This window comes from Laedolimicola intestinihominis, assembly GCF_040096155.1.
Lineage (GTDB): Bacteria > Bacillota > Clostridia > Lachnospirales > Lachnospiraceae > Laedolimicola > Laedolimicola intestinihominis.
Genome location: NZ_JBBMFE010000011.1, coordinates 81,923 through 104,596, shown reverse-complemented (window position 1 = coordinate 104,596; position 22,674 = coordinate 81,923). Strand labels below are relative to the sequence as shown.

Sequence of the window (22,674 nt, the reverse complement as noted above, 5' to 3'; positions counted from 1 at the left end):
GTATTTCGGGCATAAAGATGAACAATCACATCATCTAAATACTTTTTATGTTTCCTTTGCGTCTGTCTGCGCCTTGCAGATGGGCGCATTTTGCATTTTACAGAACTTTTTTCAAAGAAATTTTTGCTTTCGTCCGGCGTTTGAAAAAGTCGTCTGTATTATCACGCGAAAAGGGGAGGTACTACCACCTTTCGACAGAAAGGAGGTGAGAACATGGAACCTAATCGCAGAGAATTTCAAAAGCAATGTGCCTTTCAAAGTTTCTGTAAACGGGTGCTGCACAACGAAGCGTGCAACGCCCACGACGAAATCCGGCGACGCAGGAAACGGGAAGTATCGTTTTGCGACCTTGCCTTGCATGAGGAACGGCAGCTTTACACCGTTGACAAGTATTTTCAAGACGAAGAAGCTGAACCGCGTTATCAAATGGCAGGAAAAGAGATAACCCCGAAACTGCTGCTTGAAGCAATCCGCACTTTGCCGGAGGAAAAAAGGACTGCTATCCTGCTGTACTATTTCGAGGGCATGACCGACGTGGAAATCGGAAAGATGTTCAATACGTCGCGCAGCACGATACAGTACAGACGGACAAGCTCTTTTGAACTGTTAAAGAAATATTTGGAGGGACACGCTGATGAATGGGAAGAATGGTAAACAATCCGACTACCCGGAAATCGCCCTTGTTCCCTATCCCGTCATTGTGGCGGCGAGCAAAGGCGACCCGGACGCTATGAAAATAGTCTTGCAGCATTTCAGCGGCTACATAGCGAGCCTGTCCATGCGGAAGCTCTACGACGAGCGCGGCAACGTCTACTATGGCGTTGACGAGGACATACGGGAACGGCTGCAAGCAAGACTGATGAGGGCTATCCTCACATTTCGGGCTGATGAATAGTTGAGCATGACCGTAAAACGTCTTGTAACCCCTTTTCCGTTTTACGGCAAGCAGAACAGCCATCTTGTTCTTTGAAAAAGAAAGCGGCGCAAGAGAACGGCGACGCAGTATAGGGCAAATCGGATACGTTCCTTTTGTGCCGAGCCATACGGCGGGTGCGCCATGACTTCCCTTTCGGGAACGAGCGAACAACACTACACCGCAAAGCAAGTCAGCAGCTTGCGGGCGACGACACACAAGAGGGATAATGATACTCCCTTACAGCCACAGTCCGAGCGTTAGAAGCGTCGCAGGCAATGGGTAGGGCTGCGTGAGAACCACGCAGGAGTGAAATTCTCGTGGAGCTATGCTAATAGCCGTTCGATTAAAGCCCCTTTTATTCAAAAACATACCTTTGAGCCATTTTGAAAGGGGGTATTCCTATGGCTAAAAAGGAAACTACAAACCATGCCGCCCCTGTTTTGCCTATGCTGAAAACAGTAGAGCAAATGAGCAAGGTTAGCGGTATTGGAGAAAATAAATTACGCGAGCTTATGGATAACGGCGAACTGGAATACGTTCAAAACGGAAACCGCCGCTTGATTGCCGATACCGCTATATGGGATTGGTACGAGCGAGCGAAAACCGCCGTAAAGCCCCCGGCAGAGCAAGGGGGTTAAGTTATGGCAATCTCAACAAGACAGGTAAAAAACAAACGCGACAGCAACGGCGTACTGACCGGACGACCCGGCACAGTCTACGACGTAAACATAAAGTACACCGCCCCGGACGGAAAAAAGAAGTCGTATGCAAAAAAGGGCTTTGCCACCAAAAAGGAAGCAGCACAGCATGAAGCGGAAATGAAAACGAAGCTCCAAAATCCGGGGCAAGTTGCTTCTATTACTTCACAGAGGAAACAGACTGTCGCTGCCTATCTCAATGACTGGGTGGAAAGCTATGCAAGAGTGAACTTGCGCCCCTCTACTTATGACGGGTATAAAAAGACGATTGCAAACTATATCAATCCGTATATCGGCGGCGTTACCCTCAATCAGCTTACCCCTGCTATGGTAGACAAGATGTTTCAGCAGATTATAGACAAAGGCTTGAAGCCGTCCACCGCAGCCGGGGCAAAACGTGTTTTGAGTGTGGCGTTGAGCCATGCCCGCAAATACCGCTATATCGAAACCAACGCGGCAAAAGATACCCTTACGAAGTTTGGGAAAGGCGACAAGACCCCTGACCCTTACACGCCGGAACAGGTGAAAGCCTTAATGCAGCGCGTCGAGGGTACTGTTTGGGAAATGCCTGTTATCTTGGGCGGGCTTTACGGTATGCGCCGTTCTGAAATCTTAGGCTTGCGTTGGCGCAATGTGGATTTGGAGAACAACACCTTTGATGTTACCGAGCAGCTACCTTTCAAGGTACCGCCAAAAACAAAAGTCATTGAAGAAATGGCACCGCCGAAATCCAACGGCAGAAAGCTACCCATTACGGAGCTTGCCCGCCCGTTCTTCCTCAAACAGCTTGCCATGCAGGAAGTACAGAAAGAACAGGCAGCAAAAGACGGAAAGCCTTACTATGACAATGACCTTGTTGTAGCAAAGCCGGACGGCGCACCTATCGCCGCGTCGTGGGTGTCCTCTCAATTTGGAAAGCTGCTTGAAGATTTGGATATGCCGCACATTCGTTTTCACGATTTACGACATACGGCAGCGACCAATATGCACCAACTGACAGGCGACTTCTATACGGTTGGCGAAGTCTTGGGGCATACGCTTGCGGGTATCGGCGCGTCGCTTGGGCTTTCCATGAACTTTGAAGCTGTTACCGCCCGTTATGTGGACGTGCGGCTTGAACGAAAAAAAGAAGTTTTGGACGCTTACCATAGCGCGGTGGAAAAAGCAGCCCCGGAGAAACCAAAGGAAGCCGAGCCGAAAAAAGGAAAACGGGCAGCAAAGAAAAAACACAGCGAAATAGACCTTTAACCGCTGTATCTCTTTACTGCTCTTTACAACCTTTTATATGCCCGCGTGGAATTTGGGCACCATTTGGGCACCATTTACGGAAAAAGCACCATGAAAACAGAGGGTAAAAGAAACGCCGACAACTCACAAAAACGTAGTGTTCATGCGGGTTTTCGGCGTTTTCCTATCCCTTAACGGGCTTCTATTCATCTTGTGCGAGAGAGAAAAATTCTACTATTTTTTATCACATTTTTTATAAATCTTTTTACTTTTTCTTTATTAGAAATATCATATTGTTCTACATACTTTTCTATACAATAATCCATTCCCTTTTGCAGCATATCTTTCCAAAAAATATCTCTATCCGCCGGACGTGATTGTGGAAAAGTTAGACGTGGCTGTAAACAGTCTTTTCTATTACTGATACGATAATCAATATTATTTTTAACACTTTCAAACAATTTTCTTCCCGCATCTGTATGTGTAATAACCAAAGACACCCCCATTCGATCATAAAAATCAGGCATAACCTTCTGTATTCCCCAATAATCTCCTATGGTCAGATCTGAATTTCTGTCGATTCTTGTATACGGACACTGATAACAGGATTCACGCAAACTCCATCCCATGTAAAACCAATCCGAATATGGTTTTATCGGTATTTCTCTGCCGCTAATTTTCACAAATGTACTTGGCTTTTCCCATCCATATCTTTTGTTCTTGAATGTGATATAATCTATTTCATTTTCCTGTTCCCCTTCAACTTTCTGAATATACTGCTTCCATAAGTTTGAACTTGCTGCTCCATGGCATATCAAATCAACCAAAACCGCACGCTCTCGCATTTTTTTACTTTTTAAAACCAGATCAAGCCCGGCGATTTGGCAACCAGTTCCAACGACAAGTATTTTCTTTTCCGGATATTCTCTCAAAAAAGCAATCACTTCACTAAAAGCATCCTCTAATTCTGCCTGTATATACTTAGATCCTCTCGCTTCATTTCGTTCTGTTTTATCTGAAATTAACGTCAATGACACCTTATCTGATTCATACACATATTTACATGCAGCCACACTATTTCCTCTGTCCAGGAAAAAATCTGACAGCACAGTGAACATACCTCCTGATGAACTACTAATCACCACATCTTCACTCTTTGATCTGGCAGCAAATATTTCTGTATTTTGATTCTTTGCAATAGGTGTAGCTATATCCTTTTTAAATGCACATATTTCCTCACATTTCAGACATCCAATACATTTATCAAAATCTATACTCGGGTATAAAAATCCCTCTGAATTGTAAACAAATTTAATTGCTTGCTTAGGACAAATCGTCGCACATGCTGTGCATCCACAACATTCATTCTCTTTTTTGTATAAAATTGGGCTTTTTTTCTCCATAAATCAATCTCTTTTATATTTCAAGAAATACTTGCCAGCCATCATTTTGATTTCAGTAAAACTGCTGGCATGAGTCAATATCGAAAGAAAGATATATACGATTGCTCCAACCATTATCTGCAAACCCAATATGATAAAAGAGGGCAATGTCAAAACCTTTCCAATTTCAAATACAATTACACCCATGACAGATGCCATAAGTACATTTATTATAAAATCCCGGCAAACTTCTAATCCAGAATAATTTATAATTTTCTTAGATACTATCACATATAAAATTGTTCCAAAGATAGTGACAGCTATTTCAGATAACGCAAAAACATATACACTATGTTGCAATGATACGCAGAGTATAATTATCGCAAATATACGTATCGGAACGTCTACCTTCAATACGGCGTCACTTCTTCCCACAGCTTTAATTGCCTGTAGTATAGCCGTTTGAGGAGCTCTGAATAACAATATGATACAGCAAATTCTTAAATATGGTACACACGGCAGCCATTTGTCCGTCAGCAAAATAGAAATAAACGGTTCGGCAACTGCCATAAAACCAATTAAAATCGGGCTCATTACGTAACTGGTAAAATCTGTAGTCTTTCGTGCCATAGCCTTGACCCTATCAACAGAATCTTGTGCTTTTGACATTACAGGAAATAATGCAGTATTTATGCCGGTATCAATATTTGAACTGATTAAATCCGGAAACTGATTTCCTTTCGTGTAAAAAGATAAATCCTCTGTTGTGTAAAACTTACCTATCAACAAACTTCTCAAACTGGCATAAAATTGTAAAATCAGACTTTGCAATAATAATTTCCAACCGTAACTTAACAATGATTTTATTCTTTCAAAAGAAAATTCCTTCGTAATTTTCCATTTTATAGATATCTGTAAAACAATTGTGTCAATCACATTATTGGTCAACGTTTGCGCAACTAAAGCCCAGACACCAAAACCAGAATAAGCGAGAAAAATTCCAACGATTGCAGAAATAACTGTCCCTATAAATGTCGCATAAAAGAATAATTTGAATTGCATTTTTCGGGCCACATAAGCTTGCTGTACCGAATTTATGCCCATAATAGGAACACTCAATGACAAAACCCTTAGTACTGGAACTAAAATAGGCATGTTATAAAAATCAGCTATTGGTATAGCTAAAAAAAACAGCAAACAATATAGTAGTCCTGTAAAACCCAGCGAAAAATAGAAAACGGATGAAAAATCCAAACTATCTGCATCTTTCTTTTGGATCAATGCCTGACCAAAACCACTATTAACAAATACATTTGCGATGGTAATAAAAACCATTACTAAAGAAATAGTTCCATATTCAGAAGGGCTCAATAATCTTGCCAAAATAATTGATACAACTAATGATACCAGTTGTGCTGCTATTCTTTCAGCAAATTTCCAAAATGCTCCCTGAATTACCTGACTTTTTTCACTTTGTCCCATTTTTAACTGCATGCCTTTCTAAGAAAATCTAATGACTCTTCTCGTTTATTTGCAATAATTCCATTAATAAATGAATAGTTAAAATCATGACTCAGCATTCCGCAGACACCATTTCGATCTTTGTTAAATATATCAAACAAGTTCAACTCTTTAAGAAATTTATCGATTTTTGCCATGATAAAATCTGATTTGCAAAAAGCAAAATTCTTATTAAAAATCATACTAAATGTAATACCATGAAATGTACTTGTCGCAACTTCCGTTGCATATTTAAAATAACCAATCCATTGAAATGGCGAAAGTTCCGACTGGCTGACCATTTTATCACACCAATCATAATGATCATTGTTACAATCTAATGCCACAATTTTCTTCTTTGAATTCTTGGCATATTTTATAAGATTATTGATAAACTCTGATGTAAAATCCTGACCATAAACAAGAATATAATCTTCCTCATCAGGTTTTACAATATTATCGTCTTTGTCAAAATCCCATAACCATGTAGGATCTAAGACGACTTGTGGTTTAGTTCCTGTTACTCTTTTAACTATTTCTGCAGACTTTTCATCTCTTACAGAAATGTGCTTCATACGTTTTAGCGCCTCTTTAACATAACCAGGCAAGTTAGCATCAACTGGAACTGTTCCAAAACTTGCCGCATAAGCATCTACTTCTGCACAATACCCCACACCAAATAGTAAAGGATCTCGGTTAAACGCATCCACAGAATAATCCCACACTATATCACTTCCAAGAAATATCTTGTCAAATTGATATCTATTCAACTTTGTTACATCAATCGTATCTGTGTGGGGAATGGTGTCATATGCATTGAAAAAATTTTTCTCTCTTTGTTCAATTTCTTGGCATTCGACAAAGAAACTCTTCCAAAATGTCTTTTTCCATACAGGATATGAACGCAAATATGCTTTCCTGTTAAAATAAAAGTCAAAATGATGTTGATCCAAATGTGCTATCTGTCTAACATCTTTATTTACATTTATTTCTTTTAATACTTTTTGCAACGCATACGCCTGAGCGAATGTTCCATAATTAGGTACATTCCAAAATGTTTGAATACCTATATCATATTTCGTCACTGTTCTCACTTCCTAACTTAAGCTTCAATTTTATTAAATACTTATACGCCGAATAATCTGTACTTGTACATTTCATTTCATGTTCATAAAAATAATCTTCATCATGAGGATTTATCTTAAAATATACATCTCCTTTTCCGCGCTTCATTGCATACTCTCTATATGACTTAGTAAAATAATGATTTATTTGAATCGGAAAATCCGGAGTTCTGGCAACATTTCTACTTCCTACACAAACTCTGTTAAATATATTTACAGGCGGTATATCTATGCCTTTATAATTGGCCCAGAATTTATGATGTAACTGGCCAGAATGCTTAGAATTCTTATCAAAACCATATGCTGTGTTATAAAAACATTTTCCAAGATCCATATATTTAGGCCAACATACCGTAAAATCTTCACAGACCAGACCAGACAAATTTCTATCCATCCTCCCCGATGTTCCAAATATTTTCCAATAAATATTTACAGCCCCTGCTTTTTTTTCGAAGGGCTTTAAAAATTCATATACTGAATCTGTAGATTTTGGAACAATAAATTCGTCAATATCGATAAAGCCTAGCCACTTTGTCTCAAATGCATATTGATCTATGCAATCCATATAACATTCCATTTGTTTTTGATTATGAGGCCATTGGATAAGCGTTACTAATCCTGCGTCAATAAAAGGCCTTAACACGGATTGATAATCATCTTCCGAATTATTATTGTATAGATAAAAATGTTCTACTCCTACTATATGATTAAATTCAATCCATTCTTTAAGATAAGCTGCTTCATTTTTGAAAATTGCACAAATAGCAACATTATATTTCTTCGATAAAATCTTCGGATTAGATAACACTAATCTTGCTCTAAAATATATTGCTTTAAGCGTAGCAATTACTCTACGAATTTTCCATTTTACATTTATTTGTGATTGATCATCCCTAATAAAATATTTATTTGAATCCATCATTTTTTCACCTTGCCAACTGCTTTTTTCATCTTACCAACTAATTTCTCAGCGAGTAAACTATTTTTTCTCCTCTTTAATTCCTGCTTTGTATAGAATATTCCATATATGTCTTCCAACCCATTCAAGTCATATGAACAATATTCTTTCTTAATAAAATAACTAATATATAGCCGAGCAATAAAAGTCAGGTTATCATTTATAACTTCTTTAAAAGTATTTACCGAAATACTTTTGTCTCTATACAAATCCAATATAATAGACGGATATTCTACACCAAATGCATAAAATAGATCGTAATTCCCTTTGGCTCTCTTGCCTTGCGGCATTTCATTAAAAATAATTGTATTATCGACAATGTATTTCTCTTTGTTCCGTTCAGCAAATAATACATTTGTGTGTGGAAATAGTTCATTAAAGTTACCGACATCTTCCGGAAGTTTATCAAAATCTTCTTTCCAGATAGCCATTCCTGTTGACCAGGAAGACCAATATGATAATGCGTTCACAAATTGATCAAACGTATTATACTCCATGCTCTTTTTCTCTTTTTTCAATACACCATTTGCAAAATATAAAATCGGTTTAATATCTGCATACTTTTTTGCATAATCTATTAACCGCTGTAATGCTCCTCTTTTCAAAAGTGTTCTATGATTTACGAACTTAATTAACTGTCCTGTAGCCCTTTTATAAGATTCAATTTCGTTAATAAAAGGTAATGCATTTGTTTCATAGTAATACAGATTTGAATGTTGTTGATTATAACTTTTAATTTTCTCTTTAAACTCTTTATTATTACCATTATCCGTGATAATAATTTCGAACTCCTTATTATCGCAGCCCTGTTCATAGACACTGTCTAAAACCGGAAATACCCATTCTATTACCCCATTGGTTGGCATGCATAAAGAGACTATCGGATTACTCATTTTCAACAGTACCTCTTATAATTTTCAAATACTCCTCATAATTTCTGATATATTCTTTCCCATCATAATGAGTGCTTGCTAATACTAAAAGAACTGAATCTGCTGAGAAATCATACATATCTTTCCATATCATCTTAGGAATATAAACACCCATCATAGGTTTATTTAATTCAACTATAAATTCTTCTTTTCCATCCGTAATACGGACTTTACTTGTTCCTGCAACATTGATAAGTACAAATTCTGATTCCCGATTCGCATGTTCACCTCTTACCACTGTCGGATCTGAGCCATAGATATAAAAGACTCTCTGAATATCGAAAGGAATCGCCTGTCCTCCTTCGATAACAACGAGTTTTCCTCTTTCATCTCCCAAATCATCAAATTTTATTATTTTACACTTTTCCTGTAAACTCATGTTTATATCACCCTTTTCTTCCTGAAAATCTTACTTAAATGCATTTATTGCGTCTATCACGTAATTTTGTTCCTCTTCCGTCATTCCGTTATACATCGGAATAGATAAGACTGTTTTTGCTAATCTTTCAGTAATCGGGAAGTCTCCCTCTGTATGTCCCAGATATTTATAGCACTCCTGAAGATGCGGAGGTACTGGATAATGAATAATCGTACCAATTTCTTTTTCATTCAAATAATCAATCAATCTGTCTCTCTCATCGCAGGTAATAACATATTGATGCCATACGCAGCTTGCACCTTCTGCCAGTTTTGGAAGCTTAATTTTAGAATTATTTAAGCCCTTGGTGTATTTATCAGCTATCTTACACTTCTCCTCAGTTAATTCATCCATGTGCGCAAGTCTGACTCTCAAAAGAGCAGCCTGTAATTCATCAAGACGCGAATTAGCTCCAACAACCTCGTTATAATAACGCTTTTGTGAGCCATAGTTTCTAAATGTTCTACAAGCCCTGTCAATCTCGGGATCATTTGTGGTAATTGCCCCTGCATCGCCAAAAGCGCCCAGATTTTTTGATGGATAAAACGAGAAGCAACCAATGTCGCCAAAGCTTCCTGTCATTTTTCCATTAAAGCAGGCTCCATGCGACTGAGCACAGTCTTCAACGAGTTTTAAATTATGCTTTTTACAAATTGCGACAATCTCATCCATTCTGGAAGCCATACCATAAAGATGGGTAACAAGGATAGCTTTTGTCTTATCTGTAATTGCTTTTTCAATTTTTTCCGGATCCATTCCATAATGCTCATCCGGCTCAATAAAAATCGGTGTTGCACCATTCATGGTAACTCCCATTACAGAAGCTATGTAAGTATTTCCCTGAACCAACACCTCATCGCCTTTTCCAATATGTAACAGCCGAAACGCAATCCAAAGCGCGTCTAATCCAGAAGCTAAACCGACGCAATGTTTTGTTCCAGCATAAGCAGCAAATTCCTCTTCAAATGAAGATACTTCTTTACCTAAAACATACCATCCTGAGCGAAGCACTTCTAAGGCTTTATCTTCAAATTCTTTTTGATACTGATAGAAACCTCTATCCATTCGGTTTGGCATAATTTTCATATAATTCAATCTCCTCTCAATCCTGCAACATTTTTATAGCTCTATCTTCATCGTCTTTGATCATATTATGTAGTATCAGCTATTCAGATTGCTCCTTTATGTTATCATTAACTATTTCTTCGGCATCCACTCCAACTGATTCATATCTTTCAAATCAGCGTACAAATCTGTAATATGGTCTTTTATCATCTCTTCTGTCAATTTACTATAATCGACTTTCAATAATTCTCCTATTATCTCCGGTGAAAAGCGATATTTAATCACTTTTGCTGGTACTCCACCCACAATCGCATACGGCGGTATGTCTTTTGTAACAACAGAACCCGCAGCAACTATCGCTCCTTGTCCAATGTGTACGCCCGATAAAATAGTTGCTCTGAACCCGATCCACACATCATCCTCAACAACGATGTTACCTTTTGAAATCCCTTCTTGCTCTTCCTTCATAATCCAAACCTTATAAGGATAAGAAGAAATATGCTCTATATAGTGATCCGCTGACAATACAAACATCACTTCCTGCGCAATAGAGCAAAATCTACCAATACTTAATTTGTTAATTTTATTATAAGTCAACACACGCAGACCACCATAAGTATAATTACCCACATTAACACATGCTGGCTCAAATAAATCTTCTGCATTTGTAAAATTATGAGGATTAAGTTTTCTCCATTTCCTTTTAAACATCTGCTTTTTTAAAGAATAAAACATCTCTTCTCCTTACCATGGGAATTCATTATTTTTCACCAATGCATTTCTTACAGCTTCCAAATTCTTATATCCAGAACGCTCATCCGGTTCCAGATATCCGCCTTCTGCCCATTCATTCCATGCGTACATAAACATCATATCTGTCGAATAATTTTCCTTTGCATTTTTAATTTGCAAATCCATATAGTGCTCAAATTTTTCCGGAGTGTCGCCCATATAGATAGTTGCTCTTTCTCCATATCTGGGGGAATTATCCCACCCTACATATGCACCAGGAATATTCTTTTTGCTGAAAGGTTTTGTACTAACTATTTTTTCCCACACTTTGTCATAATCTACTCTATTCGTCTTGTCCAACTTACGTAATGTCTTTTGCCCAATACGATACAAATCGATTCCAAAATGTTTTCCTACAAATCTTGTAATATCTCTTCTTATTGCACGCAGAGTTGAAAACTTCTGCCTTCTTAACGCACCACAGGAAAAATCTGGTTGGAACTCTATGTTATAATCTATCCGACTGTCATCTCTGTTTTTTATTAAGTAATAGTCATTTGATTGACATGCTATTTTCAGCCCTTCAAATCCATTTTCTTTTGCAAGTTTTTTCCAACAATCTATCATTTCATTAAGACACGGTATGATTTCAGGGCGATAAATAATAAACAGCGGTTTCCCTTCTACTTTTATATATCTGTCATCTTTAAAAAATTGTAGCAGATAATCAAAATGCTCTTTCCATTCTTTTTCGTTTCCATAATGCTGCGCTATAAGCGTTTTTCTTTCATTTCCCACCCATGCTTTTGTCCAGGGTTCATTTGCCCAACTTATGCAAAACGGCATATCTACTTTCTTGTTTGCAAGCATTTGCTCCATTGGCTTTTCTAATAACATATGTCCATTAAACCAATAGTGGTAATATGCGAACCCGTAAATTCCATACTTTTTAGCCAATTCAGCCTGCCATATTTTCACATCATCATCAAGCAAATTATAGTAATTTTGATTAAGAGGAACTCGCGGTTGGGAATGACCTTCAAATGCAGGTTTCGTTTTCTTTACATTTACCCATTCTGTAAAACCATCTCCCCACCATTCATCATTTTCCGGAATATTATGAAATTGAGGTAAATAAAAAGCTATAATTTTCATATTTTTAATTCTGGTCATGAGTTTTTAACCAGATTCTCCTTTCGCTCTTTTTGATAATATGCACAAATTGTCAACCCAATTACAACCGATAACGGCAATGCTAATGGGTTTACAAATGCAGATTCCGCAAGACTGGATACCAACAAATAGAATATTGCACCCATTCCAGCCAGATACAGTCTACTGTCTATTTTCGCACACTGTAAAATTAATTTTATTAAACATATAACAATGTATACATAAAGGCCAAAACCTAAAAAACCATTTTGAGCAATAATCATGGGCCAAAAAACATCGCTCACCAAACCTGACCAGTCTCTGGTCAATCCCCATACGTTTCCAATTCCATACATTTCATATAATGGAGAATAAAATGTTCCACTAGGCCAGGACGCAAACGTTCCAAATCCTGCTCCCAACGGGAACATATCTCTCGCCACTCTCAGAGAAACATAGGATAATGCCCCTCTTGCCATCAGCATTGTAGCATCACTAAAAAAGTAAAAGTAAAATTCATTCCAGCCAACCATTACACAAAATGGAATAAGCGGTAAAAAATATGTGAATTTCATTCTCTTTCCAGTTGTTATAATAAAATACATATATAAAAATATCATCACCGCAGCTATTGCTTTAAATCTAAGCGTTAAGATTACTATTGCTGCTCCCATAACAATATAAGCTAAATCCTTTTTTAAACCCGTATAGCAGATCATCAATATCAATAGTAAGAAAAATGTTGCTGAAGCCAATTCTGTTGGATGATTGAAAAATATTTTTTCCGCATTCATTCCAAATCGCATATCTGCAACAGGAAATACATGTGTTATTTTATTTTGTATTACAAGAGCAAAATATAACAAAATCAATATCTTAACATGTGTCCTGATTCGAGTTTTATACTTTTTTATGTTAAAATCACGGAACAAATAATATGTTGTTACAATTCCCATAAAAAACTTTAAGTTCAAGAAAATATCCTGTGCTACTGCATGCCATACCTGATACCGGTAAACGCCGTTAGATATTACTCCTACCCCAACAAAAAGTATTAATGCTTTGGCCAAATTACGCGCATATTTATTTTTCTTTATAATTTTTCGATTATACTTCATAACTGCCAAGGGAATGCATAACAAGGCATATAACTCATCCCAATATTTAAATATCGCAACATGCTGCATTATTGCACATTGTAATGCAAACATATATAATACAACTATGAATAAGGCGTAGTTTTTACTTACTTTCAAATTTTCGTATTCTCCTCTTCATACTTCAAATTATCTGATAAACTCAGATACCAATTTTGAAGCTTCATCGCTTCTTCCTTAATATCATATCCTGCTTTAATAATTTCTTCCTTTGCATGAGCATTTCTCTCTGTACCTATTTTAATAATTTCATCTGCCCATACCTCTGCACCCTTTTTTAGATTCAACATTTTTATATTGCTCGTAATCATTACTTCTTCTGATATTTTATCTGAAACAATGCATGGCAACCCGTTTGTCTGTGCTTCTACTCCTACTAATGGTAAACCTTCAAATAAAGAAGGCATTACAAAAATGTCCATTGTTTGATATAATTCATTCACATCTGCTCTATCTATCAACAAAGAAACTTCGTTTTGTAATCCCATTTTTGCAATTTTTTCTTCTAATTTATTCTGATCTTCACCCTTTCCAATTAATAAAAGATGACAATTTTTTTTCTTCTTTCTTATACAATCAAATATATCTATTAAAAAGAGCTGATTTTTTATATAACAATACCTTCCAACATGTCCAACAACATATTTTTCTTCAACATTTAACTCTTTTCTTTTCCTGTTTCTTACATTTTCATTAAATACAAACTTATCAACATCAATTGCATTCCTGACAATTTTAAATTTGTGATTGGGATACATAAAATTTCCCGCAAGTTCGCCGCAAGCACATCTTTGATTTGCAACACTTGGTATTTTTTTTAACGCCCAATATTTGATTGGTAATTTCATATCTTTATCTAATTTAGAGCTATGGCTATGTGCTATACGAATAGGGATTCCGCTATTTTCCGCTGCCTTTAACGGGAAATAAGACATTGCGTCAATGTGCGAGTGTATAATTTGATATTCCGAATGTTCTTTAAAAAACTTTTTCATATATTTAAAATACTGTGGATAGTTTTGGGGATATAATCTTGGCGCATGATATATTTTTCCACCTAACATTCTTATCTCCTCATCGTACGCACCATCAAAAGGACGATGTGTCAGAAAATCAAATTGCACTTTATTTCGATCAATATTCCTATAATAATTCATAAGCATAGTTTCCAACCCTGCTCTTCTCATGTCATTTACAGCTTGTAAAACACGTATCATAATTTTCACCTTTTTTTATAAAATAGAATGGCAACATAATTAAAAGCTTCTATATAAATCAAGTGTTCTATTTACAACATCATCCCAGTTATACTTATTACATATAAAATCTGACGCATTATTTTTTAGCTTCATAACCTCTTCCGCGTTTGTTACAGCAAACACTAATTTTTCATGTAAACTGTGTGTATCTGATTTATTAAATATAATAGCTTTATCCTCAACCACTTCTGTACACTCTGGAATATCTGAGACAATACAGCAATTTCCATAACTCATCGCTTCCAATAGACTTAACGGCATACCTTCCAAATCAGATGGAAGCACATAGACATATGCATTACTATACAATTCATCCAGTGTTACACCTTGGACAAATCCCGCAAATAGAATTCTCTTATCATCTTTTGCTAGATTTTTCAGTTCTTGCATGTAGTCATCTGTATCGCTTGCTCCACCGGCGATGACCAGTTTCTTTTCTGTTTTCACATCTTTAAATGCATCAATCAGGTAATGGATTCCTTTTTCCGGCACAATTCTGCCCAAAAATAAAAAGTATGAATCTTTTTCAAGTCCATACTTTTCTGTTATCTCTTTTGCGTCACAGATAACTGGCTTATTAACTCCATTTGAAATAAACTTCGTATCTCTTCCATATGTGTCTTTAAAATACTTTTGAACATTCTTGCTTAAGACAATTATTTCATCCGCATATTTAACCGCCGATTTTTCTCCCTGAAGAATACACCGTCTTGCAATAGCATTCCACTTGCCTGTCCTCTGATGATCAAGACCGTGACAAGTCATAATTACTCTTTTCCCAAACAATTTGAGTATTCCGCAAAACAACGCAGGGCCTTCTGCATGTACATGCACTACATCATATTTTCCAAAAGCACATTTTAGTGTTGCAAAAAAAGCAGATGAAACTGCTGCTAAACCTTTTTTTTCAATTGTTGGTACTGTTTTAATATGAATACCTTTATAATTATCTGCTTTCTTTATATCAAACTCAGCACCACTTACATGATGTCCGCCACGATTAAAGCATGTGACATCATAACCAAGTTTAACTATTCGCGTGCAAAGTTCTTCAACAACGATTTCAACTCCACCCTCCCGTGATGGAATCCGTTTGTGTCCAAAGCATCCTATCTTCTTCACATTTTTCATGGCATCCACTAATTTATCCTCGTTTTTCCCACGACAAAAGCCTGCATACAGCTTTTCTCGCTGTATACAGGCTTCTTCTGTCCTTTGTTTTTTATTCTTTTCGAATGATTTCCAGCCCCACCGCGATCTCGCGGGATTCGCCCAGGACGTCGATGTCCAGCCAGGCCAGGCGCTTGTGGCGGTCGATGCGGCGGATGTGGCTCTCCATTCCCTGCAGGGGGCCTTCGGTGACGATGATTTTGTCGCCCTTGAGATAGCCCTCGGAGAAGTCCATAAGCCATTTTCCCTGATGTGTCGACGTATGAGGCGCCGCCAGGCGGCGGACGGTTTCAATATCATTCGCGGTCATGGCGGTCCATTTTTCGCCGGTGCCGAGGATGCGGGTCATGCGGGGAATCCGTTTCAGGGCCTGGTAGAGCTCCTCCGGGTTCTCGCTGATGACAAACAGATAACCGGGAAAGAGCAGCTCTTCGCTGATCTGCCATTTTCCCCGGTATTTTTTCTTTCGTACAGAGCGCGGCGCGAATACTTCCTCAAAATACTCCTGGATTCGGTAGCTTCGAATCTCCTCGATGAGCCGGTCTTCGCGTCCTGTTGGTACCTGTAGGACGTACCACATGACTGATTTCCTCCTTTTTTGGGTAGGCTTCGCCGTTCCGCTTATGAAATATAAGCAGACTCCGCTTGATGCTCTGATCTTTTTTCTCCTCCAACGCGGCAAAGCGACGATTGACCTCAAAAAAATGCTTTTTTATCTAATACATCTTAACACAGTTCCTTTCAAAGGTAAACCTGATTTTGTTTTTTCCGCTTTTTTACTAATGTGCCGTAAATTTTTCGGTGGAAGCCCTTAAATCACGTGATCTTTTCTCGCAATCGGCACTAAAATATGGTAAACTTATAAAATATTCGCTATACTTCAGTTATTTACGGTTATGAGGAGATTTTATTATGTTGGAAACCATCGAACGCATCAACAGCGCCGTCAATGGCTTTGTCTGGGGAATCCCGGCTATGGTCTGTATCATCGGCGTCGGTCTGTATCTGACCATTCGAACCCACGGCATTCAGTTTCGCAAGTTTGGCTATACCTTTAAGGTGACTTTGGGGAAGCTTTTTCATAAGAAGGGAGCCGCCGAGGGCGCAGTGACGCCGTTCCAGGCGGTCTGTACGGCTCTGGCCTCCACGGTCGGCACCGGCAATATCGCAGGCGTAGCGGGCGCCATCGCTCTCGGCGGTCCGGGCGCGGTGTTCTGGATGTGGTGCTCGGCCCTGCTCGGCATGTGTACGAAGTTTTCCGAGGTGACGCTGGCTGTACATTTCCGCGAGAAGAACGAGAAGGGCGACTGGGTCGGCGGTCCCATGTATTATATTAAAAATGGTCTCGGACCTAAGTTCAAATGGCTGGCCTGCATCTATGCGGTGCTGGGCGTATTGACCGTCTTCGGTACCGGCAACGCCACCCAGGTCAATACGATTACCACGGCCATCGACACGGCGGTGCTCAGCTATGCTTCTGCTTCGGATCAGTTTATTCATACGATGAATCTGATCATCGGTATCGTTATCGCCGTTGTGGTCGCGATGATTCTGCTGGGCGGCATCAAGCGGATCGGCCAGGTGACGGAGAAGCTGGTTCCGTTTATGGCCCTGTTTTATATTGTTCTTGCCATCGGCGTTATCGCGCTGAATATTCAGCGCGTACCCGCTGTCTTTGCTTCGATTTTCGAGGGCGCATTTACTCCCTCTGCCGTGACCGGCGGCGCGGTCGGTACCTTTTTCCTGAGTATGAAAAATGGCGTATCCCGTGGTATCTTCTCCAATGAGGCCGGCCTCGGTACCGGTTCCATCGCACATGCGGCGGCGGATACCAGTATGGCGGTGAACCAGGGTTATTTCGGTATCTTTGAGGTATTTACGGATACGATTATTATCTGTACCATGACGGCTCTCGTTATTCTGTGCAGCGGCGTGCCGGTGAACTTTGGCGCGGCTGCGGGCGCGGCGCTGACCATCAGCGGATTTACTTCCACCTATGGCAGCTGGGTTTCCATCTTTACGGCGGTGGCTCTTTGCTGTTTCGCTCTGTCTACGATTATCGGCTGGGGCCTCTATGGCACCCGCTGCATCGAGTTTCTGTTTGGCTCTAAGGTCAATAAGCCTTTTATGGTGGTTTATTCTGCCGTAGCGATTCTCGGTGCGACCGTGGATCTGGGGCTCCTGTGGGGTGTGGCGGATACCTTCAATGGTCTGATGTCCATTCCGAACCTGATTGCGCTGTTTTTGCTTGGCGGAACGATGGTGAAGCTGACGCGGCATCCGGATGCGATTTAAATTTGAAAAGGGATCCGAACTGCTCCGCCGTAGTCTTCGCTGTCTGGTACACTTCACGATACGACTTTCCCGTCTCCCGCGCGACGCGCTTCACGTCCTCGTATTCCGGGTAACATTTTTCGGCGCCGTCGGGCTGCTCACAGGCTTTGATGCGGACAGTACCGCCGGGGACCCGGACTTCGAAGAAGCGGCGGGGCAGGGCGGTGCGCTCTACGCGGTAGCGGCGGACGCCGATGGTGGTGGTCTCCCGGAAGAGGATGGCGTCCAGGGCGCGGATCTGGTCTTCGGCGCAGAGAACGGACAGCTGGTAAGCCGGGCGGTTTTTCTTCATGAAAATGGGGGTGAACCAGACGTCCCGTGCTCCGGCTTCAAAGAGGAGATCCATAGTGTAGCCCAGGATTTCTCCGGCGCAGTCGTCGATGTTGCTTTCCAGGATCCAAAGCTCTCCGGCGGGGACTTCTTCGATGAGCATGGCGCGGAGGGTTCTGGGTTCGCGGGTGTTGTTCTCCAAGTTTACATAAGTTGTTCCGGTGCCAACCTTTTTTACCACAAAACGCTCCGGGCAAGCGCCCTCGGCGCGGGCTACGATGGCCAATCCCAGGGCATCGGTGGGGCCTTTGTCGGACCAGACGGGAGAGGCAGTGATTTTTTCTATCTGTAATTTCTCAAGAAGGAGGTCTATCTGGGGAAGGAGTTCTTCCTGTATGGTTCCCTGCTCCTTACTTTGTCTTTCTATATTCTGTTTCATTCTTTCCTTTGAAAATCCGGTTTCCGCACAATCCCTTTCTTTGGGGAAGATAATACGGTCTTTTTCTTCTGTTTCCAGGGCTTCCGCCAGATCCTTCAGCGCCCCCAGCACCATTTCCCCGGTGATTCCCTCGTAGCATTCCAGATACAGTGTATTCTTACTCATGATCCATCTCCTCCCCGTATTGTTTACATAACTCGATAAAGGTGTTCATATTTCCCGTCAGATATTTGCTCTTATGGTAAATGATGTTCAGGTTCCGTTCCATGGGCTCGGCCAGGGGTACCTGGATTACCGCGCCCTCCCGGATGGCCCGCCGGACCAGCAGATAGGGCAATACGGCCACCCCCAGTCCTTCGGCCACGCCACGGACGATGGCCTGGGTGCTGATGCTCTCCATGACCGGATGGACGGCCTGCTGCCGCAGCGCAAAGGCCGCGTCCAGGATTTCCCGGCCGGCGCTGCCCTTTTCCCGCATCAGAAAAGGATACTCCGCCAATTGCTCCAGAGTTACTTTCTTCCGGCGGCCAAGCGCATGCCCGGGCGGCAGGATGACTGCCAGCTCGTCCCGCATAAAGGGCACGGCGCAGATGTCCTCGTGCTCGGGCTGATTTTCGATGAGGCCGATGTCGATGGCATTGTCCAGCACCCGACGCTCGATGAGGGAGGAATTGTTGATCTCCGCTTCCGTCCGCACCTCCGGGAACTGCTCCTGGAAGCGGTGCAGCAGCTCCGGCAGGATATGGGTGCCGATGGTGATGCTGGTGCCGATCCGCAGAGTACCGATGCTGTCCCAGTTTTTGATGCGGGTCTCCATCTCGTCAAAGAGCGACGCGATGTGCAGGGCGTAACCGTAGAATTCCCGCCCGGCCTCGGTGGGCAGAATCCGCCGTCCCCGCCGCTCGAAGAGCCGCACACCGTAATATTCCTCCAGCTCCTTCACCGCCAGGCTCACCGACGGCTGGGCCAGATGCAGCTCCTCAGCTGCCCGGGTGATATTGCTGTGCTGAAAGACGGCCACGTAAATTTTCATATGTCGCAGTGTCATGGCTTTCGTTCCTTTATAACAAATTCATTATGATAATTATAAAATAATACTATTTTACATATAAGTCAAGAATCCTTATACTGGTTGCGTAGGAGGGTTTTTCAATGAATAATAAAAAGAAGGTTTTATGGAAAATATTTATCTCGACGCTCTACCTGAGCGCCTTTACCTTCGGCGGCGGATATGTGATCGTTACTTTGATGAAGAAGAAATTTGTGGATGAATATCACTGGATCGAGGAAGATGAGATGCTGGATCTGGTGGCCATCGCCCAGTCATCGCCGGGCGCTATCGCGGTAAACGGAGCCATCGTGGTGGGCTTTAAGCTAGCGGGACTGCCCGGTACGCTGGTGGCGATTCTGGGGACGATTATTCCGCCGTTCCTGATTATCTCGGTGATCTCGATCTTCTATGCGGCGTTCCGCGATAATTTTGTCATCAGCCGACTGCTCCTGGGGATGCAGGCGGGCGTAGGCGCAGTCATCGCTTCCGTGGTCTATGATATGGGCTCTGGCATCGTACACAGTAAAAATATTGTGTCCATCCTGATTATGCTGGCAGCTTTTATCGCGTCCTGTGTGTACGGCATCAATGTCATCTATATTATTTTGGCCTGCGCGACGCTGGGGACGGTACGGACGCTGGTGAAAAATCGAAACAGCCGAGCTGATACCTCGCATACTCCTCATGACAGGCAGTCCTGACTTTTGGAAAATGATTTATAAATAGAAAGAGGTTATTGGAATGATTTTACTGGAATTATTTTTAAGCTTTCTGCAGATCGGAGCCTTCAGCTTCGGCGGCGGGTATGCGGCCATGCCGCTGATTCAGGCTCAAGTGGTGACAAAGTACCACTGGCTCTCCATGGCTGAATTTACCGATCTCATCACCATTTCCCAGATGACACCGGGGCCTATCGCGGTGAATTCGGCCACCTTCGTCGGTATCAAGATCGCCGGTATACCGGGAGCACTGATAGCGACCCTGGGGTGCATCCTGCCCTCCTGTATCATCGTGACGCTGATTGCTTCACTCTATCTGAAATACCGGAATCTGTCCCTGCTGCAGGGAATCCTGGGGTCGCTCCGGCCTGCGGTAGTGGCCATGATTGCATCGGCGGGGATCTCGATTCTGATTACGGCGTTCTGGGGTAGCAGCGCCGCCATCGCGCTGGCAGATACCAACTGGGATTTGGTGGTGATCTTCATTCTCTGTATCGTGTTATTGCAAAAGTGTAAGCTGAATCCGATTCTGGTGATGGTGCTGGCAGGCGTAATGAAGGTGGTTGCAGATGTGGTAGTAGGGTTTCTGTAGAAAAGACACGGGAAATTTCCCGTGTCTTTTCTATTTCTCTTCGATCAGCATTGCCCGCAATATATTCGTATTCTGATACTCCCGCTTTCCTGCGCCCATGCCGACTTTTTTCACGCAGTAAGCAGCCGGGATCTGTCCCTCGGATAATGCCGCAATCGCGGCGCCGGTCGGGGTAACCATTTCGCCCTCCTGCTCGATCTGGTGGAAGGTCAGGTGATGGGCCGCCGCAATCTCCAACACCGCCGGAACCGGCACTGGCAGTACGCCGTGCTGACAGCGGATGTGGCCGCAGCCCTCGGTCAATTCGGAAACGACCACTTTATCCACATTTAACTCGTCCAGGCAGGCTGCCGTACCCACAATATCCACAATGGAATCCACAGCGCCCACCTCGTGGAAATGTACCTCGTCCACCGGATGACCATGGACCTTTGCCTCAGCCTCGGCTACGGTACGGAACATCTGCAGGGACAGAGCCTTGACACGGGGCTTCAGGTCGGATTTCAGGAGCATCTTTTCGATGTCGGCCCAACTGCGATGGACATGGGGATGCACGTGGGAATGTTCATGCGTATGCGCCGGTACCTCATGTTCCAGGATCACGTCAAAATCGCTGACCAGCAGTCCGCTCTTTACGATTTTCTTCACTTGGATTTCATAGCCGTCCACCGGCAGCTTCGCAAGCTCCGCCCGCAGGTTCTCCTCGGTCGCGCCCAGATCCAGCAGGGCTGCCACGGTCATATCGCCGCTAATGCCGGAGCGGCACTCCAGATATAAGGTATTGCCATTACTCATCTTTTTCTTCCTCCACTACCTCTTCACTGAGATGTCTGCCACCGCAGGCCAGCCGGTTGATCTGGGTCGCCACATAAGCCGCCCCGTAACCATTGTCGATATTTACCGTGGTAATGCCGTTGGCGCAGGAATTCAGCATGGTTAAAAGGGCCGACAGGCCGCCGAAGTTCGCGCCATATCCCACGGAAGTCGGCACTGCGATGACCGGCACATCCACCAGGCCCGCCACCACTCCGGCCAGCGCGCCCTCCATCCCTGCTACCGCAATGACGCAGCTGGCGCCCTGGAAGGCCTTCATATTCGAAAGCAGGCGGTGGATTCCGGCCACGCCCACGTCATAGAGGCGCGTCACATTGGTGCCGAAAAATTCCGCCACCTGGGCCGCTTCCTCCGCCACCGGCACATCCGCCGTACCGCCGGTACAGACCACGATGCGGCCTATCCGCTTCCTGTCCCGCTTCTCCACCTTCAACACCCGGGATACCTCGTCCCAGACTGCCTCCGGAATTGCCTCTTTCACCGCCTCATACTGCTCCCGGCTGGCCCGGGTGCCCAGCACGTCGATGCCCTCCGCCGTCAGCGTCTGATAAATCTTTACCAGATGGGGCGTCGCCTTTCCCTGGCAGTACACCACTTCCTCGAAGCCCTGCCGCACCTTCCGGTGATGATCCAGCTTGGCGAAGCCCAGATCCTCATAGGGGAGGTTCTTCAACTCGGCTTCGGCCTGTTCTATCGATATTTCATTATTTTTTATCTGAGTTAAAAGCTTTGTCACATCCATGTG

General features: G+C 42.3%; 24 protein-coding genes. 7 read left to right on the top strand and 17 right to left on the bottom strand.

Annotation, left to right across the window (positions count from 1 at the left end):
* Positions 1-213 precede the first annotated feature (213 nt).
* From WMO29_RS11965 to WMO29_RS11950, 4 genes are all read left to right on the top strand, one after another.
* On the top strand, positions 214-654 hold the full coding sequence (locus WMO29_RS11965) for an RNA polymerase sigma factor (RefSeq protein ID WP_065532039.1): 441 nt from the start codon (positions 214-216) through the stop codon (positions 652-654).
* A complete protein-coding gene (locus WMO29_RS11960; RefSeq protein WP_022263773.1) occupies positions 635-895 on the top strand; it encodes a helix-turn-helix domain-containing protein in 261 nt (86 codons plus the stop codon). The genes WMO29_RS11965 and WMO29_RS11960 overlap by 20 nt, the downstream gene beginning before the upstream one ends.
* Before the next feature lie 422 nt (positions 896-1,317).
* Positions 1,318-1,554 carry a MerR family transcriptional regulator gene (locus WMO29_RS11955; RefSeq protein ID WP_065532041.1) on the top strand — a complete coding sequence of 79 codons (237 nt, stop codon included), beginning with the start codon at positions 1,318-1,320 and terminating at the stop codon, positions 1,552-1,554.
* A 3-nt stretch (positions 1,555-1,557) separates the two neighbouring features.
* The gene (locus WMO29_RS11950) at positions 1,558-2,862 is read left to right on the top strand and encodes a tyrosine-type recombinase/integrase (RefSeq protein ID WP_117613365.1); all 1,305 of its coding nucleotides are present in this window, start codon (positions 1,558-1,560) and stop codon (positions 2,860-2,862) included.
* A 185-nt stretch (positions 2,863-3,047) separates the two neighbouring features.
* Here the strand turns inward: WMO29_RS11950 and WMO29_RS11945 are convergent, their stop codons facing one another.
* The 13 genes from WMO29_RS11945 to loaP all read right to left on the bottom strand — a co-directional run bounded on the left by WMO29_RS11945 (position 3,048) and on the right by loaP (position 16,270).
* Complete coding sequence (locus tag WMO29_RS11945) at positions 3,048-4,244, bottom strand: Coenzyme F420 hydrogenase/dehydrogenase, beta subunit C-terminal domain (protein WP_349164953.1); 1,197 nt, start codon at positions 4,242-4,244, stop codon at positions 3,048-3,050.
* A 3-nt stretch (positions 4,245-4,247) separates the two neighbouring features.
* Entirely contained in the window at positions 4,248-5,705 is a 1,458-nt protein-coding gene (locus WMO29_RS11940) for a lipopolysaccharide biosynthesis protein (RefSeq protein WP_349164952.1), read from the bottom strand.
* Positions 5,706-5,707: 2 nt separating this feature from the next.
* Entirely contained in the window at positions 5,708-6,808 is a 1,101-nt protein-coding gene (locus WMO29_RS11935; RefSeq protein ID WP_349164951.1) for a polysaccharide pyruvyl transferase family protein, read from the bottom strand.
* Positions 6,795-7,769, bottom strand: a complete 975-nt coding sequence (locus WMO29_RS11930) for a glycosyltransferase family 92 protein (RefSeq protein ID WP_349164950.1) — start codon at positions 7,767-7,769, stop codon at positions 6,795-6,797. Before WMO29_RS11930 ends, WMO29_RS11935 begins: the two co-directional genes overlap by 14 nt.
* On the bottom strand, positions 7,766-8,698 hold the full coding sequence (locus tag WMO29_RS11925; protein ID WP_349164949.1) for a glycosyltransferase family 2 protein: 933 nt from the start codon (positions 8,696-8,698) through the stop codon (positions 7,766-7,768). The genes WMO29_RS11930 and WMO29_RS11925 overlap by 4 nt, the downstream gene beginning before the upstream one ends.
* Complete coding sequence (locus WMO29_RS11920; protein ID WP_349164948.1) at positions 8,691-9,116, bottom strand: sugar 3,4-ketoisomerase; 426 nt, start codon at positions 9,114-9,116, stop codon at positions 8,691-8,693. The genes WMO29_RS11925 and WMO29_RS11920 overlap by 8 nt, the downstream gene beginning before the upstream one ends.
* Positions 9,117-9,146: 30 nt before the next feature.
* Positions 9,147-10,241, bottom strand: a complete 1,095-nt coding sequence (locus tag WMO29_RS11915) for a DegT/DnrJ/EryC1/StrS family aminotransferase (RefSeq protein ID WP_349164947.1) — start codon at positions 10,239-10,241, stop codon at positions 9,147-9,149.
* Between the two features lie 111 nt (positions 10,242-10,352).
* Positions 10,353-10,955: a CatB-related O-acetyltransferase gene (locus WMO29_RS11910; RefSeq protein WP_349164946.1), complete on the bottom strand. Its 603-nt coding sequence runs from the start codon at positions 10,953-10,955 to the stop codon at positions 10,353-10,355.
* Positions 10,956-10,964: 9 nt separating this feature from the next.
* Positions 10,965-12,125, bottom strand: coding sequence for a glycosyltransferase WbsX family protein (locus tag WMO29_RS11905; RefSeq protein ID WP_349164945.1), 1,161 nt, complete (start codon positions 12,123-12,125; stop codon positions 10,965-10,967).
* Positions 12,122-13,360: a hypothetical protein gene (locus WMO29_RS11900; RefSeq protein WP_349164944.1), complete on the bottom strand. Its 1,239-nt coding sequence runs from the start codon at positions 13,358-13,360 to the stop codon at positions 12,122-12,124. Before WMO29_RS11900 ends, WMO29_RS11905 begins: the two co-directional genes overlap by 4 nt.
* On the bottom strand, positions 13,357-14,478 hold the full coding sequence (locus tag WMO29_RS11895; RefSeq protein WP_349164943.1) for a glycosyltransferase family 1 protein: 1,122 nt from the start codon (positions 14,476-14,478) through the stop codon (positions 13,357-13,359). The genes WMO29_RS11900 and WMO29_RS11895 overlap by 4 nt, the downstream gene beginning before the upstream one ends.
* Positions 14,479-14,517: 39 nt before the next feature.
* The gene (locus tag WMO29_RS11890; RefSeq protein ID WP_349164959.1) at positions 14,518-15,651 is read right to left on the bottom strand and encodes a glycosyltransferase family 4 protein; all 1,134 of its coding nucleotides are present in this window, start codon (positions 15,649-15,651) and stop codon (positions 14,518-14,520) included.
* 91 nt (positions 15,652-15,742) lie between these two features.
* On the bottom strand, positions 15,743-16,270 hold the full coding sequence (loaP, locus tag WMO29_RS11885) for an antiterminator LoaP (protein ID WP_349164942.1): 528 nt from the start codon (positions 16,268-16,270) through the stop codon (positions 15,743-15,745).
* Positions 16,271-16,602: 332 nt separating this feature from the next.
* Between loaP and WMO29_RS11880 the strand changes: the two genes are divergently transcribed.
* A complete protein-coding gene (locus tag WMO29_RS11880) occupies positions 16,603-17,985 on the top strand; it encodes an alanine/glycine:cation symporter family protein (RefSeq protein WP_349164941.1) in 1,383 nt (460 codons plus the stop codon).
* Here the strand turns inward: WMO29_RS11880 and larC2 are convergent.
* Positions 17,894-18,898 (bottom strand): nickel pincer cofactor biosynthesis protein LarC2, encoded by a 1,005-nt coding sequence (gene larC2 / locus WMO29_RS11875; RefSeq protein ID WP_349164940.1) that lies wholly within the window; start codon positions 18,896-18,898, stop codon positions 17,894-17,896. The two genes, WMO29_RS11880 and larC2, sit on opposite strands and share 92 nt — an antisense overlap.
* Positions 18,891-19,781 (bottom strand): LysR family transcriptional regulator, encoded by an 891-nt coding sequence (locus WMO29_RS11870; RefSeq protein WP_349164939.1) that lies wholly within the window; start codon positions 19,779-19,781, stop codon positions 18,891-18,893. The genes larC2 and WMO29_RS11870 overlap by 8 nt, the downstream gene beginning before the upstream one ends.
* Before the next feature lie 104 nt (positions 19,782-19,885).
* On the opposite strand from WMO29_RS11870, the gene WMO29_RS11865 reads away from it, so the two are divergent.
* Complete coding sequence (locus tag WMO29_RS11865) at positions 19,886-20,485, top strand: chromate transporter (RefSeq protein ID WP_349164938.1); 600 nt, start codon at positions 19,886-19,888, stop codon at positions 20,483-20,485.
* A 40-nt stretch (positions 20,486-20,525) separates the two neighbouring features.
* Positions 20,526-21,095 (top strand): chromate transporter, encoded by a 570-nt coding sequence (locus WMO29_RS11860; RefSeq protein WP_349164937.1) that lies wholly within the window; start codon positions 20,526-20,528, stop codon positions 21,093-21,095.
* Positions 21,096-21,125: 30 nt separating this feature from the next.
* Here the strand turns inward: WMO29_RS11860 and larC are convergent, their stop codons facing one another.
* Positions 21,126-21,890 carry a nickel pincer cofactor biosynthesis protein LarC gene (larC, locus tag WMO29_RS11855; protein ID WP_349164936.1) on the bottom strand — a complete coding sequence of 255 codons (765 nt, stop codon included), beginning with the start codon at positions 21,888-21,890 and terminating at the stop codon, positions 21,126-21,128.
* Positions 21,883-22,671, bottom strand: coding sequence for a nickel pincer cofactor biosynthesis protein LarB (gene larB / locus WMO29_RS11850; protein ID WP_349164935.1), 789 nt, complete (start codon positions 22,669-22,671; stop codon positions 21,883-21,885). The genes larC and larB overlap by 8 nt, the downstream gene beginning before the upstream one ends.
* Positions 22,672-22,674: the final 3 nt, after the last annotated feature.

Bases quoted from the DNA above. Each gene is read 5' to 3' on its own strand.
- WMO29_RS11965 (WP_065532039.1), top strand. From the start codon at position 214: ATGGAACCTAATCGCAGAGAATTTCAAAAGCAATGTGCCTTTCAAAGT.
- WMO29_RS11960 (WP_022263773.1), top strand. From the start codon at position 635: ATGAATGGGAAGAATGGTAAACAATCCGACTACCCGGAAATCGCCCTT.
- WMO29_RS11955 (WP_065532041.1), top strand. From the start codon at position 1,318: ATGGCTAAAAAGGAAACTACAAACCATGCCGCCCCTGTTTTGCCTATG.
- WMO29_RS11950 (WP_117613365.1), top strand. From the start codon at position 1,558: ATGGCAATCTCAACAAGACAGGTAAAAAACAAACGCGACAGCAACGGC.
- WMO29_RS11945 (WP_349164953.1), bottom strand. From the start codon at position 4,244: ATGGAGAAAAAAAGCCCAATTTTATACAAAAAAGAGAATGAATGTTGT.
- WMO29_RS11940 (WP_349164952.1), bottom strand. From the start codon at position 5,705: ATGGGACAAAGTGAAAAAAGTCAGGTAATTCAGGGAGCATTTTGGAAA.
- WMO29_RS11930 (WP_349164950.1), bottom strand. From the start codon at position 7,769: ATGATGGATTCAAATAAATATTTTATTAGGGATGATCAATCACAAATA.
- WMO29_RS11925 (WP_349164949.1), bottom strand. From the start codon at position 8,698: ATGAGTAATCCGATAGTCTCTTTATGCATGCCAACCAATGGGGTAATA.
- WMO29_RS11920 (WP_349164948.1), bottom strand. From the start codon at position 9,116: ATGAGTTTACAGGAAAAGTGTAAAATAATAAAATTTGATGATTTGGGA.
- WMO29_RS11915 (WP_349164947.1), bottom strand. From the start codon at position 10,241: ATGAAAATTATGCCAAACCGAATGGATAGAGGTTTCTATCAGTATCAA.
- WMO29_RS11910 (WP_349164946.1), bottom strand. From the start codon at position 10,955: ATGTTTTATTCTTTAAAAAAGCAGATGTTTAAAAGGAAATGGAGAAAA.
- WMO29_RS11905 (WP_349164945.1), bottom strand. From the start codon at position 12,125: ATGACCAGAATTAAAAATATGAAAATTATAGCTTTTTATTTACCTCAA.
- WMO29_RS11895 (WP_349164943.1), bottom strand. From the start codon at position 14,478: ATGATACGTGTTTTACAAGCTGTAAATGACATGAGAAGAGCAGGGTTG.
- WMO29_RS11890 (WP_349164959.1), bottom strand. From the start codon at position 15,651: ATGAAAAATGTGAAGAAGATAGGATGCTTTGGACACAAACGGATTCCA.
- loaP (WP_349164942.1), bottom strand. From the start codon at position 16,270: ATGTGGTACGTCCTACAGGTACCAACAGGACGCGAAGACCGGCTCATC.
- WMO29_RS11880 (WP_349164941.1), top strand. From the start codon at position 16,603: ATGTTGGAAACCATCGAACGCATCAACAGCGCCGTCAATGGCTTTGTC.
- larC2 (WP_349164940.1), bottom strand. From the start codon at position 18,898: ATGAGTAAGAATACACTGTATCTGGAATGCTACGAGGGAATCACCGGG.
- WMO29_RS11870 (WP_349164939.1), bottom strand. From the start codon at position 19,781: ATGACACTGCGACATATGAAAATTTACGTGGCCGTCTTTCAGCACAGC.
- WMO29_RS11865 (WP_349164938.1), top strand. From the start codon at position 19,886: ATGAATAATAAAAAGAAGGTTTTATGGAAAATATTTATCTCGACGCTC.
- WMO29_RS11860 (WP_349164937.1), top strand. From the start codon at position 20,526: ATGATTTTACTGGAATTATTTTTAAGCTTTCTGCAGATCGGAGCCTTC.
- larC (WP_349164936.1), bottom strand. From the start codon at position 21,890: ATGAGTAATGGCAATACCTTATATCTGGAGTGCCGCTCCGGCATTAGC.
- larB (WP_349164935.1), bottom strand. From the start codon at position 22,671: ATGGATGTGACAAAGCTTTTAACTCAGATAAAAAATAATGAAATATCG.